Here is a 16,395-nt window from a genome sequence, read left to right as displayed (position 1 = left end):
GACGGGACTAGTTGTTGGCGGCGATGGCTGCTTCGAGGTTTTCCTTGCCCACTGCGTCCTCGAACTTCTTCCAGACCGGTTTCATGGCTTCGACCCAGGCGGCGCGTTCTTCTTCGGTCAACGTAATGATCTCGCTGCGCTTGGAGTCGATGATTCTCTGCTTGTCGTTCAGATCCTTCCGAGCGGCTGCGGCGTTGCCGGCAACGATGGATTCTTTCAGGCATTCTTCAAGCACGGGGCGCACATCGGCCGGCAGGCCATCCCAGAATTCCGTGGAACTGATGACGAGATAGTCCAGGATGCCGTGATTGGTCTCGGTGATGTAGGGCTGCACTTCGTAAAACTTCTGGGAATAAATGTTCGACCAGGAATTTTCCTGACCGTCGATGGCCCGGGTCTGAAGCAGGGTGAAGACTTCGGCGAAGGGCTTTTTAAGCGGCATGGCGCCGACGGCTTCAAACTGGGCGGCCAGAACGTCTGAGGTCATGATTCTGAATTTCTTGTTCTTGGCGTCGCCAGGACCATGAATGGGGTCGTTGGCGGAAATCTGCTTCAAACCGTTGTGCAGGTATTCAAGTCCGATGATGCCCTTGTCCTTCATGGACGTTAGCAGCGCCCGGCCCTGGGGGCCCTGCTGAAACTTGTCGATGGCGGCCATGTCCTTGAACAGGAAGGGCAGATCGTAGATCTGCAGCAAGGGAGTGTATTTCTGAAATTTGGACAGGGCCGGAGCCAGCAGGTGCACGTCACCCAGAAGAAGGGCTTCAAGTTCCTTGCCGTCACCGAAGAGCTGGGAGTTGGGGTAGACTTCGACCACGACCTTGTCGCCCAGGCGCTCAGCCACAAGATCGCGGAATTTGTTGGCCATGATTCCCTTGGGGGTATCTTCGGCAACAACGTGGGAGAATTTGATGACGATGGGAGCAGCGATGGCGGACGCAGCACAAAGAAAAACCGCACCCACCGCAAACGCAAGAATGGTCTTCAGTTTCAACATTCCAAATACCCTCCAACGGTTAAATTAGTTTGGACGGAAGTACTCTTTGAGATGCTTTACTGCAAGAATTTATGAATAAATTGCCCTTTTTTTTCATAAATGAACAAAAAAAATCCGCTTTCCAAACTGTTCGCACAACCAGTTTTGTTCGTGATAAATTTATCAAAACGTACAATTATTTTGATTACAATTTAATCAAGTACAAAAATCAAAAAATTGTTTTAAAAAAAATCATAATATTACCATTATATATAAATTTTACGAACGTAATATTTGCAGAAACTTCAGCAGTACATAAAAAAATGACCTTTCTTGCCCCTGAAATATGTCCGATTTTTCAGACAAATTCCACTCTCAAAATAAATTTTTCCCTCTCAGCTGAATATTGATCACCAGAACACTGTATTCCCCGCGTAAAAATGAAAATAATTCAGACCCACTGCGCTTCATGTGCCACCCATGGCTCAAGGCGCCCACTTCACCCACCAAGCGGGCACAGCAAAAAAAATCCGCCCAACACCTGAAGACCATCTCAACCCGGAACCGCGTACCGCACACAACTCCTGATGCCTCGCCAAACCAGCACAAAACAATCCCCCCCCTGACCAACCGAAACAAAAACACCGCCCACCAAGACCTCAAGGTCCGGGGGCGTCATGGTCTTGAGGCGCGTCGGCTGTCTGACTGAGCCAGGCATCGTTTGCTGAATCGTTGCCGAATGCGCTGCCCCAATTTTTCGTCCTGCATGCAACGATTCAGCTCTACGAGGCCAGCGAAGGAGTTCCGGCGCGACTCAAGGCCATGGCGACCCCGGACCGCGTACCGCACACATCTCCTCAAGCCTTCCCAAACCAGCACAAAACGGTCTTCCCACAACCAACCGAAACAAAAACACCGCCCACCAAGACCTCAAGGTCGGGGGCGTCATGGTCTTGAGGCGCGTCGGCTGTCTGACTGAGCCAGGCATCGTTTGCTGAATCGTTGCCGGGTGTGCAGCCCCAATTTTTCGTCCTGCATGCAACAATCCAAAGCTACGAGTCTGGCGTATGTGATATTCCAAGGGAGATGGCGAACTGATGAAACAAAGCTGCTCCCGGCAGACGGACACAAGGCGGAAACATCCGTTGTGGCGCCTGCCGGGAGCAGCTTTTCGAGGTCGTGAAGGGTGTCTTATCTGAAAAGGATGATTCTACCAGCCCCAGGTCAAGTATTCGTGGATCGAATCCGCGGCCTTACGTCCCGCGCCCATGGCCAGGATTACGGTGGCCGCCCCGGTGACGATGTCGCCTCCGGCCCAGACGGCCTTCTTGCCGGTCTTGCCGGTTTCCGGATTGGCAAGGATGTACCCGGATTTGCCCAGGGGCAGGTCGGGGGTCGAGCGTGTCAGCAGCGGATTTGCCCCGGAACCGATGGCCACTATGGCCAGATCGCACTCGATGACAAACTCCGAACCGGGGACGGTCACCGGACGTCTGCGTCCCGACGAATCAGGCTCGCCCAGTTCCATGCGCACGCATTCGATGCCCGTCAGGCGTCCTTTTTCGTCTCCAAGATAGCGCACCGGATTGGACAGCAACTCAAAATTGAGCCCCTCCTCTTCGGCGTGATGAATTTCCGCGCTCCGGGCCGGCATCTCCGCCCTTGAGCGACGATAGACGATGCTGACCTTCTCCGCGCCCAGGCGCATGGCCGTGCGGGCACTATCCATGGCCACGTTGCCGGCGCCCAGCACCACCACATGCCGCCCCTGGGGGATGGGCGTGTCCACTTTCGGGAAAAGGTAGGCTTTCATCAGATTGGCCCGGGTCAAGTATTCGTTGGCCGAAAGCACCCCGACCAGATTCTCGCCGGGAATGTTCATGAACCGGGGCAGGCCCGCGCCCACTCCCAGATATACGGCGTCAAAGCCCAGCTCGAAGAGTTCGTCCACCGTCTCGGTGCGCCCCACGACCACGTCACACTCGATTTTCACACCCTGAGCCTGAAGGCATGACACCTCCGAGGCGACGATGTCCTTGGGCAGCCGGAACTCGGGGATGCCGTAGACCAGCACGCCGCCGGGCTTGTGAAAAGCCTCGAAAATGGTGACCTCGTGTCCCTTGAGGATCAGGTCTCCGGCCACGGTCAGGCCCGAGGGGCCGGAGCCGACCACGGCGACCTTCTTGCCCGTGGCCTTTTCACGGGAGGGCAGTTCGCAGACATGATGGGCACGCTCCCAGTCCGCGGCAAAACGCTCCAGATTGCCGATGGCCACGGCCTCGCCCTTGCGGCCCAGGATGCAGTTGCCCTCGCACTGGATCTCCTGCGGGCAGACCCGGCCGCAGACTGCCGGGAGGCTGTTGCGCTCCCAGATCTTGCCGATGGCCAGATCGAACTTCCCGTCCGCGATGTGTTTTATGAAACCGGGGATGTCGACGCCCACCGGGCATCCCTGGACACAGAGCGGGTTCTTGCACTGCAGGCAGCGGCCCGCCTCGGCAATGGCCATCTCCGGAGTGTAGCCCAAGGGCACTTCCTCAAAATTCCTGGCCCGGACCTTGGGTTCCTGCTCCGGCATGGCCAGACGTGACTTCTTGTTCGTACCCTCCATCTAGCGCTCTCCTTCGCATTTGCACAGGTGCCGACTAAGCTTCTCCTGTTCCGTGTAGGCCTGCAGACGCAGGATCAATTCATCGAAATCCACCTTGTGGCCGTCGAACTCCGGGCCGTCCACACAGCCGAATTTTGTCTCTCCGCCGACGGAAACCCGGCACCCGCCGCACATGCCGGTGCCATCGATCATGATCGGGTTGAGGCTGACCAGGGTCGGGACACCGAATTCCTTGGTCAGAAGCGAGACGAACTTCATCATCGGCACGGGGCCGATGGCCACCACCTGGTCGATCCCGCCCTGCTCCAGGAGTTCCCGCAACACTTCGGTCACGAAGCCCTTGCGTCCGTGGCTGCCGTCGTCGGTGCAGACGTGCAGGTCATGGGAGGCTTGGCGCATCTTGTCTTCCAGAATAAGCAGATCCTTGTTGCGGGCCCCTATGATGGATGTCACCTTGCAGCCGGCGTCCTTCATGCCGCGGGCAATGGGATGCAGCACCGCCACCCCTGTCCCGCCGCCGACGCAGACGACGTTCTTGCCACCCTCGATGTGCGTCGGCTGGCCCAGGGGTCCGATGACGTTCTGGAAGGAATCCCCGACCTGAAGCCGGGAAAAAAGCTCGGTACTCTTGCCGACCACCATGTAGATGACCGTGACGGTGCCCTTGACCGGATCGGTCTCGGCCATGGTCAGCGGGATGCGCTCGCCGTCCTCGTTGGCCTTCAAGATAAGAAACTGGCCCGGTCGAGCCTTGGCGGCAATGCGCGGCGCGTCTATCTCATTCAGGATGACCGTGCCCCCGGCCATTTCCTCTCGTTTGACTATTTTGAACATACCATTGTCTCCCGTTACATTCGTGATAATGCGGACCGGAACGATGGATGTGTCGCGGTCGCCTCGATCATCGGATGGATCATCCTTCCGGCAGGCAAGCCTTTGCCTGAAAATGCGTCAATGTCGCACCATACCCGGTTGCGCCCGTCATGAGAAGTCCAATTTGACCATGCGGGAAACCAGGATTCACCTGGGTTTGGCTCGATGCGCTTGTACCTTGCTGGCGCAAATCGACACACGGTCCACATGAAAAAACCCTCCGACTCATAAGAGTGGGAGGGTTCGTGTTCGTTCTGAAGGCTGGCCGCGCACATGTTCCTTTTGGGATCATTGCCGCCGCACGGCATTGACGTCAGCCACCAAGATAGGCCTGGATGACACGATCGTCACTGAGCAGTTCCTCGCCGGACCCCTGCAGGACAATGGCCCCGGTTTCAAGCACATAGGCGTAGTGGGCAACCTTGAGGGCCGCGAAGGCGTTCTGTTCGACCAGAACGACGGTCTTGCCCTGGGCGTTGATGATCTTGATGATCTCAAAAACATCCTTGACCAGGAGCGGAGCCAGACCCAGAGAGGGTTCGTCGAGCATGACCACGTCGGGAGCGCTCATCAGCGCCCTGCCCACGGCCAGCATCTGCTGTTCGCCGCCGGACAGGGTGCCGCCCTTCTGGTTCTGGCGTTCACGCATGCGCGGGAATAGGTCGAAGACCCACTCCTTGTCCCGCTCGATCCCGTCCTTGTCGCTGCGGCTGTAAGCCCCCAGATACAGGTTCTCGGTCACCGAGAGGTGCGGGAAGATGCGCCGCCCTTCCGGAGACATGACGATCCCACCCTTGACGATCTCCACCGGATCAAGGGTGGTGATGTCGCGATCGTTGTAGGTGATGGTGCCCTTCTTGTTCTTGATCAGCCCGGAGATGGCCCGAAGCGTGCTGCTCTTGCCCGCGCCATTGGCTCCGATAAGGGTCACAATCTGGCCCGTGGGCACATCGAGGGAAATGCCCTTGAGGGCATGAATGCCCCCATAATATACATGCAAGTCACTGATCTTAAGCATATTTCACGTACTCCTCACCCAGATAGGCTTCAATGACCTTGGGATTGGACTGGATGGATTCCGGACCGCCCTCGGCGATGGTCACACCGTAGTCCAGAACCCACATGTGCTCGCACACGCCCATGACCACTTTCATGTCGTGCTCGATGAGCAGGATGGTCAGGTCGAAGCGGGTCCGGATGGTGCGGATGAAGTCCATGAGTTCCATGGACTCCTGGGGGTTCATGCCCGCCGCAGGCTCGTCGAGCAGCAGGAAGCGAGGCCCGGTGGCCAGGGCGCGAGCGATCTCGAGGCGGCGCTGCGCACCGTAAGGCAGGCTGTTGGCCTTTTCAGCGGCAATGTCTCCAAGCCCGACGATTTCGAGGAGTTCCATGGATTTCTTGCGGATCTCCTTTTCTTCCCGAAGCGACGCCGGAGTCATGAGCACGGACTGGATCCAGCCTGTGCGCTGACGCACGAAACTGCCGATCATGACGTTTTCCAGCGCCGTCTCGTTGCCGAAAAGGCGGATATTCTGAAAGGTGCGGGCAATGCCGGCCCGGCAGACCTGATGCGGATTCATGCCGGTGAGTTCCTTGCCCTCGAAGAAGACCTGGCCCTCGGAGGGACGGTAAAAACCCGTGACCATGTTGAAGCAGGTGGTCTTGCCCGCGCCGTTGGGACCGATCAGCCCAGTGATGCTGCCCTGGGGCACGCTCGCGGTGAAGTCGGAGACGGCGACCAGGCCTCCGAAGCGCATGGTCAGATTTTTTGTCTCAAGAATCATGCTCATGCCTTACCTCGCTTCATGAACCTGGCCACGCCGTCCCAGGTGATTTCACGCATGCCCATGATGCCCTCGCGCCTGAAGAGGATGACCAAGATGAGCACCAGGGAAAAGACCACCATGCGCATGCCCGGAATGCCGTCCATGCTCCAATCGCCGATGGTGATGGGATTTTCCACGAACCTGAGCCATTCGAGCACCACGGTGATGCCCACTCCGGCGATGATGGAACCGGTGATGGAGCCGAGTCCGCCGGTGACAACGATCATGAGCACGTTGAAGGTCAGGGTGAAAAGAAACATCTTGGGATCGATGGTGGTCAGCAGGCTGCCCAGAAGCGCCCCGCCGACACCGGCGAAGAAAGCGCCGAAGATAAAGGACAGGAGCTTGACGCGAAAGACATCGACGCCCATGGCCTTGGCCGCGGTCTCGTCGTCGCGAATGGCCTTGAAGACATTGCCCGTGTTGCTGCCGAGAATCCGGATCACGAAATACAGGGTCAGCAGGCACCAGCCATAGTTCCACCACAGGTTCGCATGATCCGGGATACCCTTGAAGCCGAGGGCGCCGTTGGTCACGCGGGGGATGTTGTTGGCGATGACGCGCACGATCTCCGCGAAGCCGAGAGTGGCGATGCCCAGATAGTCGTCACCCAGGCGCAGCAGGGGCGTGCCGATGACGAGCCCGAAGAGGGCAGCCACCAGACCGCCCGCGATCACGGCCACCAAAAATGGCGCATGGGAATTCTGCACCCATGGATACGCTTCCTCCAGGATGAAGAGCGTGATCTTCTGGTCGGGGGTCATGATCAGGATGGAGCAGACATAGGCGCCGATGGCCATGAAGCCCGCGTGTCCCAGGCTGAACATGCCGGTAAAGCCGTAGATGAGGTTGAGCGACAGTGCCAGGATGATGTTCACGGCGATGAGATTCAGGATCTGAATCTTGTAGCCGTCGAGGTTGCCCTCGGCCCACCACAGAAATAGGCCCAGACAGGCCACCAGAACGAAGTTGAGAAAAATGGTTGTACTGCGGTTCATCAGACCTTGTCCTCCGTCTTGACGCCCATGATACCGGTCGGTTTGACCAGCAGGATGCCGATCAACAGGATGAAAGCGAATGCATCGCGGTATCCTGCCAGATCCGGAAAAAATGCCACGGTCATGATTTCAATGAAACCCAGGGCCAGACCGCCGATGACGGCGCCCTGGATGGAACCGATGCCGCCGAAAACAGCCGCGATAAAGGCCTTGAAGCCGGGGATCGTGCCCATGATGGGCTGAAGCTGGGGATAGCGCAGGGCCCACATGATGCCGCTGGCCGCGGCCAGGGCCGACCCGATGCCGAATGTCAATGCGATGACCTTGTTCACGGGCACGCCCATGAGATAACTGGTCTCGATATCCTTGCTGATGGCCCGCATGCCAAGGCCTGCCTTGGTGTGATAGACGATGTAGACCAGACCCATCATCAAAAAGAACGACAGCACCGGTACGAAAAGGGTCAAAGGCAGGACGCGCACGTCACCCCAGAGCATGGGCGTTTCCAGCCACAGAGGGCGGTACACCTGGCGCGGGATGGCCTGAAAGAAGACGATGGCCACGTTCTGCAGGAAAAAGGAAACGCCGATGGCGCTGATCAGAGCCGAAATGCGGGGCGCGTCGCGCAGGGGGCGGTAGGCGATACGATCGACCAGGATGCCTATCCCCGCGACAAAAATGATGGACGCGACCATGGCCACGGCCCAGGGCATGTGAAAAAGGGTGATGCCCCAGAAAACGAAGTAGGCGCCGAGCATGAAAATTTCGCTGTGCGCGAAGTTGATCAAACGCAAAATGCCGTAGACCATGGTGTAGCCGATGGCGATAAGCGCATAGAGGCTGCCCAGGGTCAGGCTGTTCAGGAAGTGCTGGATGAATGTTGCCAGATTCATGGACGATCCTTGTCTGAATACGGCGGCAGGGGTTTCCCCCTGCCGCTCACGCCAAAAAAGCGCTCATTCAGAGAATTAGAGTTCGGGAGTGATGGCACCGACGTACGTCTTCTTGCCGTCCTTGATCATGACCAGGCCAACGGGCTTTTCAGCGTCGTGGGTCTCGTTGATGGTCGTGGTGCCCGTCACGCCGACAAAGCCCTTGGTAGCGGCCAGGGCGTCGGTGATGGCCTGGGGTTCGGCGGAACCGGCGCGGGTGATGGCGTCCATGATGATCATGTAAGCGTCATAGCCCAAGGCGGCGTTGACGTTGGGATCCTTGTCGGGATTGATCTTGATCCACTCGTCGGTGAACTTGCGGGCCACGGGGTTCATATCGGGCATGGAAGGATCGTAAGGGAAGGTGGTGTGCATGAAACCTTCCACGGCAGAGCCGCCGATGGCGGTGATCTCCGGGTTGTCCATGGCGTCGCCGCCCATGATCCTGAAGGTTCCGCCCAGTTCCTGGACCTGCTTCATGATGATGGCGCCTTCGGAAAAGTAGGAAGGAATGAAGAGCACGTCAGGCTGCTTGCTCATGATTTCCTGCAACTGAGCAGTGAAATCCTGGTCGCCGGACTGGTAGTTCAGGGTTGCGACGACTTCGCCGCCGAGCTTGGTGAAAGACTTCTTGAAGAAGCTGGCCAGACCCACGGAATAGTCGTTGGCCACGTCGATCAGCAGGGCGGCCTTTTTCAGGCCCAGATCGCGGTAGGCATAGGTGGCTGCGCCGGCGCCCTGGAAGGGATCGATGAAGCACACGCGGAAGATGTACTTCTTGCCCTGGGTGACCAGCGGGTTGGTGCAGCTGGTGCCGACCTGGGGGATACCGGCCTTTTCGGAAACTTCACCACCAGCCATGGCCAGGGAAGAACCGTAGGTGCCGATGATGGCCTGGACTTTTTCCTTTTCGATCAGGCGCTTGACTGCGTTGGCGGACTCGACCTTATCGGACTTGTTGTCAACCACGAACAGCTCGACCTTCTTGCCGAGAATCTCGCCCATTTCCTTGTGGGCCATCTGCACGCCTTCCAATTCCAACTGGCCGCCAAAAGCATTCTGGCCGGTCAGGGGCAGAAACACGCCAATTTTCACAGTGTCGTCGGCTGCCACGGACATGCCGGCGAAGCCGCAAACCATGGCCAAAACCATGCACAGGACTCCTAGTCGTTTCATCAAAAACTCCTCCAAGGTGAACGTTGAATTCCGATAGATGACGTCACGCGATGCGCCACTCATCACCGGCTGCCGTTTGGCTTCGCGAAAACTCGTCGAAGCCTGCCATGAACCCGGAAACCCAACGCTTCCGGCTTCCCTTTCTCCTCGTCCAGGGTGGAGCCCATGCGGGCTCCGGGGCAGCGATGTTCCCGGATTTACCAGGACACCACCGCGGAAATTTTCTTGGCCAGTTCCACCAGATACCCGGCGAAACGGCTTTCAAACTCCTCCATGGAGAAGCGGTCCGTGGAGGAATCAAAGCTCACCCCGCCAACGACCTTGCCCGTGCGCAGGCTGTACAGCGGCGCGCCGATGGCGATGAGTCCGGGCACGAACTCTTCGCGGTTGCGGGTATAGCCGCGCTCGACGGACTGACGCAGATCCGCCAGCAGTTCCGGCGCTGAAGTGATTGTCTTGTCGGTTTTGGGGGTCAGATCCAGTCGCGAGACAAAGGCTTCAAGCTCTTCGTCGGTCATGAAGGCCATGGCCGCCTTGCCGGCGGCCAGGTAATAAGGCTCGGAGCCATAGCTGAACGAACGGAATGCCTTGGTGTCCTGGGATTCACGGCGGTAAATCAGGTAGATGGAGTCCCCGGACAAAAGGCCGACGTCGACATGCACTCCGTGGCGCTCATGGGCTGCGTCGACCTGAGTCTTGACGGCGCGCTCCAGCTCGCTTTTTTCAAGCATGGCGTGGGCCAGGGCCAACATGCGCACCCCCAGCCTGTACAGGCCGGTACGATCGTCGCGCTTCAGGAAGCCGAGGTCGCAAAAGGTGTTCACGTATCTGTATATGGAGGTCTTGTTGATGCCTGTGCGGCGGGAAATCTGGGCGAGAGTGTAACCGACGTCGTCATCGCCGAAAATATCAAGAATCCAGAGGCCTTTGGCCAATGTTTCGGAACTGTTGTCCTTGCCTGCCATGGATGATTCCGGTTGACGATGAAAATTCGCTGAACGATTGGGAATGTCGAAATAATGAACAACTCGTTCCGCTGAGAGAACCTATTCGTGAAGCTGCGAAACGGCTATGCGAAAAGACCATCGATTGTCAATATGGCGAAGACCGACTTGAGCGCCATTTCACAAACAAGCGCCATGGGGAATCGGAATCGGCTGGAATATCTTGGAATAAGCGATCCGGGCAAAATGGATGGGGCAATCTCTTCAGGGGGCGGCTCCTCGAAGCGGGATCGTCAGGATGTTGGGAACACAATTGTTGCGGCGTGACGCGATGTCTTGCGGGCGTCAGATTTCAGGCATCGTCCGCGCCTTGGGCCCGGAAGCCGGTCGTCGATTCCCTGAAACTGGCCGCTTCGGCCCTGTTCGTACGCAGTCTGGCCTCCGCCGTCTTCGCCTCTATGGCGGCCCTGTGGGCCTCCATCAGGCCCAGACGTGCGTCCCGGCCGAAATGCAGCACCCCTTGAAACAGGGTAATGGCCGCGGCGCTGCCCCCCGCCACCACGGCCGAAGTGATCAGCACCCCGATTTCGGTCGAGGAGGAAGCGTCCGGCGCGGGGGAAAACAGCCGTGCCAGGATGTCGAACCGGATGTGCCGACAGGTGAACCAGGACACCAGCAGCGCGATGGGAGTCTTGAGCCCGGGCACCCTGTCGGATAGCCTTCGAAACCAGTGATACTCGAAGACAAGGGCCAGAGCCCGCTCCAGCAGCATGGCCAACACGACCAGCAGGAGCAGGGCCCCCAGGACATCCAGCAGGCGATCATACGCGGCGTCGGGACCCGGGATCATGTTCTTTGCCTCCTGACCAAAACGTGCATCACATCACCACGCCATAGGCTTCGGTGAACGCGGCCACGACGTAGGAATCGCGCGCATGGGCGAACCCGGCGTCACCCCACTTCTCCCCCCAGCTATTGCGCACAATGAAACCGTCACTGTCGTACCCAACCACGGCCACCGCATGCCCCCCTCTGGCGCTCTCCTTTTTGTAGGTTTCAAGAACACCTGCGCTGGCCGAGGCCTGATACCATGTGTCATCGACGTCAAGACGCGTGAGAATGGGACCGTTGAAGGCCAGCCACTCACGCCACTGGGACAAATCCACGCCCAGGGAAAAATACCCGGAGATCTTGAACCGGGCGGCCAGGGCGTAAAAGGAATTCGGCCTCCCGGAATACAGGCTGCCGTGCCGGAACGGCAACACGGACTCCGGCACCACGCCGAATTTCCTGGCGATATCAAGAGCCACCTTGATGCTGCTCCCGGCGTTCTCGATGAAGGTCGTGGGATATGACGTGAACATGTCCGTCTCCTTGGAAGCCATCCAGACATACCTTGCCGACAGCCTTTCGAACGCAGGCAGCAGGCCCGACTTCACATAGTGCCAGCGCAGCACCGAATTGGCCGTGGCCCATCCCACGCAGGAGCCCGTCTCTCCCTGATCATCAACTTCCCACCACGGCTCCCGCAGATCCTTCGCTTTCGGAACCGTGGGAGCCGTATCGAGCAGGGCCGCGTCCTCGGCGTCTTCAAAGGTCCAGTCGGCCTCGGTATTCCTGGATGGAATGCAATTGAGAATACGCGTCGTGAAATCTGTCATCACTCCTTCCTCCTCGAACCTGATTTTAACTTTCAGTATATGAGAAGGAACCAGATCATTAAATACACTAAGAAGTTTATAATGATCTTACGGAGGATAGGTATTTTCAGGGACAATGCTCACCGAAAAATACTGATTTCACAGGTCAGCGATGGACCCGCCCCAACCAGCGGACAGCCACTCCGGCTCCCGGTACAGGCGCGCGGGGAATCGAATTGCGACAAAATCCGCCGCACCGCCGTATCGCGCCGCCTTCCGCCTGAACCCGGCGCTGGCCTTACGGCCAGGACCCTGCTAGCAATGGGCAGCGCCAAAACGAATCACTTTTTTTCGGGAGCACTCATGGAACTTCAATATTGGCACTGGCTTGTATTCGGGATGATCCTGATCATCTCTGAACTGTTCATCCCAAGCTTCACCATTTTCTGGTTCGGGCTGGGCGCACTGGCAGTGGGCGGTCTGATCTGGCTTGTCCCGGCCCTGAGCCTGACCTTGCAGCTGTTGCTGTGGACCATATTCTCCGCACTTTTGACCGCGTTCTGGTTTCTGGTCATGAAACCGCGCATGGTGGACAAGACCCGCGCCGGCATGTCCCGTGAGGCGCTCCTCGGCGAAACCGGCCTGGTCATCCGCACCCCCGAGGGCGACCGGCGCGGCGTCGTACGCTTCTCCAAACCCCTGCTCGGAGACGACGAGTGGTCCTTCATCTGTGACGAACCCGTGCAGTTGGGAGACCGGGTCCAGATCCGCGACGTATCGGGCAACACGCTCGTGGTCGCCCCAAAAACCAACAAACAATCCCTCTAGGAGATCATCATGTTCAATCCAGGACTTATCGTCGTCGCATTCCTGCTTCTCTTGGTCATCATCACCATCAGCATGGGGGTGCGCATCGTGCCCCAGGGCTTCAAGTTCGTGATCCAGCGCCTGGGCAAGTACCACTGCACGCTGGCCCCGGGCCTGAACATCATCATTCCCTACATGGACACCGTGGCCTACAAGGTGACCACCAAGGACATCGTCATGGACATCCCCTCCCAGGAAGTCATCACCCGCGACAACGCGGTCATCATCACCAACGCCGTGGCCTACATAAACATCGTGTCCCCGGAAAAGGCCGTGTACGGCGTCGAAGACTACCGCATGGCCATCCAGACCCTGGTCCAGACCTCGCTCAGATCCATCGTCGGCGAGATGGACCTTGACGATGCCCTGTCCTCTCGGGACAGGATCAAGGCCAGACTCAAGGAAACCATCTCCGATGACATCTCGGACTGGGGCATCATGCTCAAGACCGTGGAAATTCAGGATATCAATCCGTCGGACACCATGCAGCACGCCATGGAAGAACAGGCTGCCGCCGAGCGCGCCAGACGCGCCACCGTGACCAGGGCCGAGGGCGACAAATCGGCGGCCATCCTGCAGGCCGACGGCCGCCTGGAAGCATCCCGCCGCGACGCCGAAGCCAAGGTCGTGCTGGCCGAAGCGGACCGGGAGGCCATTGCCAAGGTCGCCGAAGCGACCAAGGGCGGCGAACTGCCGCTGGTCTTCCTGCTGGGCCAGCGCTACGTGGACGCCATGCGCAAGATGGCCGAGAACAACAACTCCAAGGTCGTCGTCCTCCCCGCCGACCTGCCCGCGGCCGTGCGCGGCATCATGGGCACGCTGGGCAAATAGCCGACGCCGTCCCTTGCCCCAACCCCAAGATGCGCGGTCGGAACCCTCCGACCGCGCATCTTGAGAACATTGGCAAGCAATCGGCACTCGCATCTGGCGCGGCAGAAACGTTCATCCCGACAACACGTTCAGATCGCTGAACGCATACCATCATTTCAGACATGCTCACTCACACAGGAACCATTTCCGATTGGCACGAAGAGAAAGGCTACGGATTCATCGCTCCGGAACACGGCGGGAAATCCCTGTTCTTCCACATCAGAGACTACGACAGAACCTGCAAGCGTCCCGTGAACGGGCTCGCCGTGCGCTTCATGCCCTCCCGCGATGCGCAGGGCCGGCCGTGCGCCGTGGGTGTCACGCCGGTCAGCGGCCACAGAAACAACGGCCGGGAAATCCGGCAGCAGGCCCAGGCCGTGTTGATGTGCGCCTGCATCGGCTACGTCCTGTACTATCTGCGCACGTACCGGGCCGCCCCGCTGGAGCTTGGCTTGTGGTACGCTGGCATGAGCCTGCTGGCCGCGCTGCTCTACGCCAAAGACAAGCACGCCGCCGAACGCGGGGCATGGCGCACCCAGGAAAGCACCCTGCATCTGGCGGCCCTGCTCGGCGGCTGGCCCGGAGCGGCCCTGGCCCAGGCGTTCCTGCGCCACAAATCCCGCAAGACATCATTCCGCGTCATGTTCTGGGCCACCGTCTGCGCCAACTGCGGGGCGCTGTACTGGCTGTCCACGCCGGACGGCACGATCTGGCTGTACAGGGTCATCCGAGTGATCCATTGATTTCGGTTCGCCTCGGCGAGTCTGGTCCGGCTCTCCGGAACCGAATCAGATTGCAGACACCAGTCCGCGTGAGACCATGTCCGGCCGATTCGGATCAGACCGGCTCGACATGGGGCGTCAAGCATGCGTTGCGCCACTACAACGACAACGTACGAGCGAACACGTCCCGCAGCATCTTCACGTTTCCCCTCGTCACCCCGGCTTCGTCCGCCAAGGCAGGCCATTGCTGCACTGCGGCCCGGACCTCGTCATACATGCCTGCCATGTCCTTGTCCTTCAGGCCTTCACCCCGGCCTACGGCCCAGAGTTCGCGTCGCCCCGGCGCCTTGCCGTACCCTTGCACCGTCATGGAGTGCTCTCCTCCTGGGCCCGGAGCAAACGTCAGGTCATAGGCGGGAGCCAATCGCCAGTCTCCGGACTCGTCCAGGCAGAAGGAAACGTTTTTGACGTGATCGTCGCGGTTGTGGGTCAGGACGTTGAAAACCATGAGCTTAAAAGCCTGACGGAGATCCGGTTGTTTTTTGGTCAGGATGCGGACGACCTTTAGGAAATCGGCGTAATCGCAACTGGGAACGCGGAAGTTGGAATGGATCAGATTGCCCAGGGTGTGCGTGTGCACCCGGCGGTTGTCATGACGGTCAAAGCGCCGCACGCCAAAAAAGCGGTCACCTCCGGCCTCGAAAAGACGCGATTCCGTCATGACGAGTCCTGCGGCGGCGGCCATGCGAGCATAAGCGAACTCGATGGGCCCGGCGTCCCGGTCATCCTGCCGAGCCGGAAATTTGATGATCCAGGGCGAGAATCCCTCCGGCAGTTCCCCGTGCCCCGAGATCAGCCGATCCCCCTGCACGCCGACCAGCACCTTGGGACGCGCTCCGCCCGGGCTTCCTCCGGCCCGTTGCAGCAGGGGCAAAGCGGTACGCACATCCCCATCCAGAACCTGGGCCGCCTCCCGGGCCAGGCGGCCCAGATCGAAGCTTCCGTTCAGGTCGTCCTCGCGCGGCATGGCCGGTTCGTAGACCAGCGCACCCATGGTTTCGGAGCCCAGGTAGGCCAGACGCTCCAGAATGCCGACCTCGTGGGGATTGCGTCCGGCCCGGCGGAAGGCGCGATCCATGAGCAGAAGGCCCCATCCATCGGGCAGGGAGTCATCGAACAGGCCAAACAAAGGGCCAAAAGCACGGTCCGCGTGTTCATGCAGTCCTGGCGCTGGCGGCAACTTGAATGGCGAAAGCCATAGCGGGCTGCGCAAAAATTCCGGATCGTACTCAAAAAAGATGCCGCCTTGGCTTTCGGCCAACTGCCCCACCAGACGCCGTTCCTCAGGAGTGTACTGCAACAGGACCCGTAGCTTGTTCATAAGCGACCCCGCTTGGGTGCGTTGTCCCGCAGGGCTTCCAATTCCTTCATGGATGTGGCCGGAGCAGGGGTAAAAAGGGTGGCCAGCTCATCCAGCCTGTCCAGGGCGAAGGCCAGTTTCAGCAGGTTTTCCAGGGAAATCTGTCCGGTCCGCTCGAACCGCTTCACGGACGCCTCGCTCACGCCGGACCGCTCGGCCAGAGTGGCGCGTTTCCAGTTGCGGCGTAGCCGCAGGGCCTTGAGCCGTTCCGCCATCTGGCGGGCAACGTCTTCGGGAGTATGCAGGGAGAATACGCTCATTGGATAAAATAACACCCCTTTGTGGCGTTTTTTGCTCTTAATAGGCCATATTTTACCTCTTGTCCATCAGCCCCTTGAACCCAGCCGCCAAGAGGTGACAATCCGCCCCTCCCTGCGCTATGCGAATACCGGCCTGAAACACGAGGCCACCACGCAAACCCTCAACCCCGGAGTCTGGATGTTCAGCGCAGTTATGGATTTTGTCGGCACGCTCCGCAGGGGCGACGCCCGGTGATCTAGCCGGGTCCGTGGCCCCTGCCCCATCCTCAATTGATTCATC

At 59.1% G+C, this 16,395-nt stretch carries 16 protein-coding genes; 3 read left to right on the top strand and 13 right to left on the bottom strand.

All coding sequences use genetic code 11. From position 1 onward, the window contains the following. Positions 1–7 precede the first annotated feature (7 nt). The 11 genes from H4684_RS00565 to H4684_RS00515 all read right to left on the bottom strand — a co-directional run bounded on the left by H4684_RS00565 (position 8) and on the right by H4684_RS00515 (position 11,997). Positions 8–997, bottom strand: coding sequence for a TRAP transporter substrate-binding protein (locus H4684_RS00565; RefSeq protein WP_092188275.1), 990 nt, complete (start codon positions 995–997; stop codon positions 8–10). A 1,189-nt stretch (positions 998–2,186) separates the two neighbouring features. Further along, positions 2,187–3,587: an NADPH-dependent glutamate synthase gene (gene gltA / locus H4684_RS00560; protein ID WP_192622491.1), complete on the bottom strand. Its 1,401-nt coding sequence runs from the start codon at positions 3,585–3,587 to the stop codon at positions 2,187–2,189. Further along, complete coding sequence (locus H4684_RS00555) at positions 3,588–4,421, bottom strand: sulfide/dihydroorotate dehydrogenase-like FAD/NAD-binding protein (protein ID WP_092188281.1); 834 nt, start codon at positions 4,419–4,421, stop codon at positions 3,588–3,590. It abuts the gene before it with no gap. Positions 4,422–4,773: 352 nt separating this feature from the next. Next, the gene (locus H4684_RS00550; protein WP_092188283.1) at positions 4,774–5,478 is read right to left on the bottom strand and encodes an ABC transporter ATP-binding protein; all 705 of its coding nucleotides are present in this window, start codon (positions 5,476–5,478) and stop codon (positions 4,774–4,776) included. Beyond that, on the bottom strand, positions 5,471–6,250 hold the full coding sequence (locus tag H4684_RS00545; protein ID WP_092188285.1) for an ABC transporter ATP-binding protein: 780 nt from the start codon (positions 6,248–6,250) through the stop codon (positions 5,471–5,473). The genes H4684_RS00550 and H4684_RS00545 overlap by 8 nt, the downstream gene beginning before the upstream one ends. Next, a complete protein-coding gene (locus H4684_RS00540; protein ID WP_092188287.1) occupies positions 6,247–7,284 on the bottom strand; it encodes a branched-chain amino acid ABC transporter permease in 1,038 nt (345 codons plus the stop codon). Before H4684_RS00540 ends, H4684_RS00545 begins: the two co-directional genes overlap by 4 nt. Next, positions 7,284–8,177 (bottom strand): branched-chain amino acid ABC transporter permease, encoded by an 894-nt coding sequence (locus H4684_RS00535; RefSeq protein ID WP_092188289.1) that lies wholly within the window; start codon positions 8,175–8,177, stop codon positions 7,284–7,286. The genes H4684_RS00540 and H4684_RS00535 overlap by 1 nt, the downstream gene beginning before the upstream one ends. A gap of 75 nt (positions 8,178–8,252) precedes the next feature. After that, the gene (locus tag H4684_RS00530; protein WP_092188291.1) at positions 8,253–9,392 is read right to left on the bottom strand and encodes an ABC transporter substrate-binding protein; all 1,140 of its coding nucleotides are present in this window, start codon (positions 9,390–9,392) and stop codon (positions 8,253–8,255) included. Positions 9,393–9,589: 197 nt separating this feature from the next. Next, the gene (locus H4684_RS00525) at positions 9,590–10,357 is read right to left on the bottom strand and encodes an IclR family transcriptional regulator (protein ID WP_092188293.1); all 768 of its coding nucleotides are present in this window, start codon (positions 10,355–10,357) and stop codon (positions 9,590–9,592) included. Positions 10,358–10,688: 331 nt separating this feature from the next. Beyond that, the gene (locus H4684_RS00520) at positions 10,689–11,186 is read right to left on the bottom strand and encodes a hypothetical protein (protein WP_092188295.1); all 498 of its coding nucleotides are present in this window, start codon (positions 11,184–11,186) and stop codon (positions 10,689–10,691) included. Between the two features lie 28 nt (positions 11,187–11,214). Continuing rightward, on the bottom strand, positions 11,215–11,997 hold the full coding sequence (locus H4684_RS00515; RefSeq protein ID WP_092188297.1) for a C1 family peptidase: 783 nt from the start codon (positions 11,995–11,997) through the stop codon (positions 11,215–11,217). A 342-nt stretch (positions 11,998–12,339) separates the two neighbouring features. Here H4684_RS00515 and H4684_RS00510 point away from each other — a divergent pair, with 342 nt between their 5' ends. The 3 genes from H4684_RS00510 to H4684_RS00500 all read left to right on the top strand — a co-directional run bounded on the left by H4684_RS00510 (position 12,340) and on the right by H4684_RS00500 (position 14,456). Next, positions 12,340–12,804 carry an NfeD family protein gene (locus H4684_RS00510; RefSeq protein WP_192622490.1) on the top strand — a complete coding sequence of 155 codons (465 nt, stop codon included), beginning with the start codon at positions 12,340–12,342 and terminating at the stop codon, positions 12,802–12,804. Positions 12,805–12,813: 9 nt separating this feature from the next. Further along, positions 12,814–13,674: an SPFH domain-containing protein gene (locus tag H4684_RS00505; RefSeq protein WP_192622489.1), complete on the top strand. Its 861-nt coding sequence runs from the start codon at positions 12,814–12,816 to the stop codon at positions 13,672–13,674. 161 nt (positions 13,675–13,835) lie between these two features. Further along, positions 13,836–14,456, top strand: coding sequence for a DUF1294 domain-containing protein (locus H4684_RS00500; RefSeq protein ID WP_092188301.1), 621 nt, complete (start codon positions 13,836–13,838; stop codon positions 14,454–14,456). A gap of 136 nt (positions 14,457–14,592) precedes the next feature. Here H4684_RS00500 and H4684_RS00495 read toward each other — a convergent pair whose 3' ends face one another. Together H4684_RS00495 and H4684_RS00490 are read right to left on the bottom strand one after the other, a co-directional pair. Further along, a complete protein-coding gene (locus H4684_RS00495) occupies positions 14,593–15,816 on the bottom strand; it encodes a type II toxin-antitoxin system HipA family toxin (protein ID WP_192622488.1) in 1,224 nt (407 codons plus the stop codon). Beyond that, complete coding sequence (locus H4684_RS00490) at positions 15,813–16,115, bottom strand: helix-turn-helix transcriptional regulator (protein WP_092188305.1); 303 nt, start codon at positions 16,113–16,115, stop codon at positions 15,813–15,815. Before H4684_RS00490 ends, H4684_RS00495 begins: the two co-directional genes overlap by 4 nt. Between the last annotated feature and the right edge of the window lie 280 nt (positions 16,116–16,395).

Origin of the sequence: Desulfomicrobium macestii, assembly GCF_014873765.1 — a bacterium.
Taxonomy (GTDB): Bacteria; Desulfobacterota; Desulfovibrionia; order Desulfovibrionales; family Desulfomicrobiaceae; genus Desulfomicrobium; species Desulfomicrobium macestii.
The sequence above is the reverse complement of the archived record's forward strand: the minus strand, read 5'-3'. Positions and strand labels throughout refer to the sequence as shown.

What these genes read in the sequence shown, in the direction of transcription:
- H4684_RS00545 (WP_092188285.1), bottom strand. Translation starts at nt 6,250, where the DNA reads ATGAGCATGATTCTTGAGACAAAAAATCTGACCATGCGCTTCGGAGGC.
- H4684_RS00505 (WP_192622489.1), top strand. Translation starts at nt 12,814, where the DNA reads ATGTTCAATCCAGGACTTATCGTCGTCGCATTCCTGCTTCTCTTGGTC.
- H4684_RS00550 (WP_092188283.1), bottom strand. Translation starts at nt 5,478, where the DNA reads ATGCTTAAGATCAGTGACTTGCATGTATATTATGGGGGCATTCATGCC.
- H4684_RS00540 (WP_092188287.1), bottom strand. Translation starts at nt 7,284, where the DNA reads ATGAACCGCAGTACAACCATTTTTCTCAACTTCGTTCTGGTGGCCTGT.
- H4684_RS00515 (WP_092188297.1), bottom strand. Translation starts at nt 11,997, where the DNA reads ATGACAGATTTCACGACGCGTATTCTCAATTGCATTCCATCCAGGAAT.
- H4684_RS00535 (WP_092188289.1), bottom strand. Translation starts at nt 8,177, where the DNA reads ATGAATCTGGCAACATTCATCCAGCACTTCCTGAACAGCCTGACCCTG.
- H4684_RS00565 (WP_092188275.1), bottom strand. Translation starts at nt 997, where the DNA reads ATGTTGAAACTGAAGACCATTCTTGCGTTTGCGGTGGGTGCGGTTTTT.
- H4684_RS00500 (WP_092188301.1), top strand. Translation starts at nt 13,836, where the DNA reads ATGCTCACTCACACAGGAACCATTTCCGATTGGCACGAAGAGAAAGGC.
- H4684_RS00510 (WP_192622490.1), top strand. Translation starts at nt 12,340, where the DNA reads ATGGAACTTCAATATTGGCACTGGCTTGTATTCGGGATGATCCTGATC.
- gltA (WP_192622491.1), bottom strand. Translation starts at nt 3,587, where the DNA reads ATGGAGGGTACGAACAAGAAGTCACGTCTGGCCATGCCGGAGCAGGAA.
- H4684_RS00530 (WP_092188291.1), bottom strand. Translation starts at nt 9,392, where the DNA reads ATGAAACGACTAGGAGTCCTGTGCATGGTTTTGGCCATGGTTTGCGGC.
- H4684_RS00555 (WP_092188281.1), bottom strand. Translation starts at nt 4,421, where the DNA reads ATGTTCAAAATAGTCAAACGAGAGGAAATGGCCGGGGGCACGGTCATC.
- H4684_RS00490 (WP_092188305.1), bottom strand. Translation starts at nt 16,115, where the DNA reads ATGAGCGTATTCTCCCTGCATACTCCCGAAGACGTTGCCCGCCAGATG.
- H4684_RS00525 (WP_092188293.1), bottom strand. Translation starts at nt 10,357, where the DNA reads ATGGCAGGCAAGGACAACAGTTCCGAAACATTGGCCAAAGGCCTCTGG.
- H4684_RS00520 (WP_092188295.1), bottom strand. Translation starts at nt 11,186, where the DNA reads ATGATCCCGGGTCCCGACGCCGCGTATGATCGCCTGCTGGATGTCCTG.
- H4684_RS00495 (WP_192622488.1), bottom strand. Translation starts at nt 15,816, where the DNA reads ATGAACAAGCTACGGGTCCTGTTGCAGTACACTCCTGAGGAACGGCGT.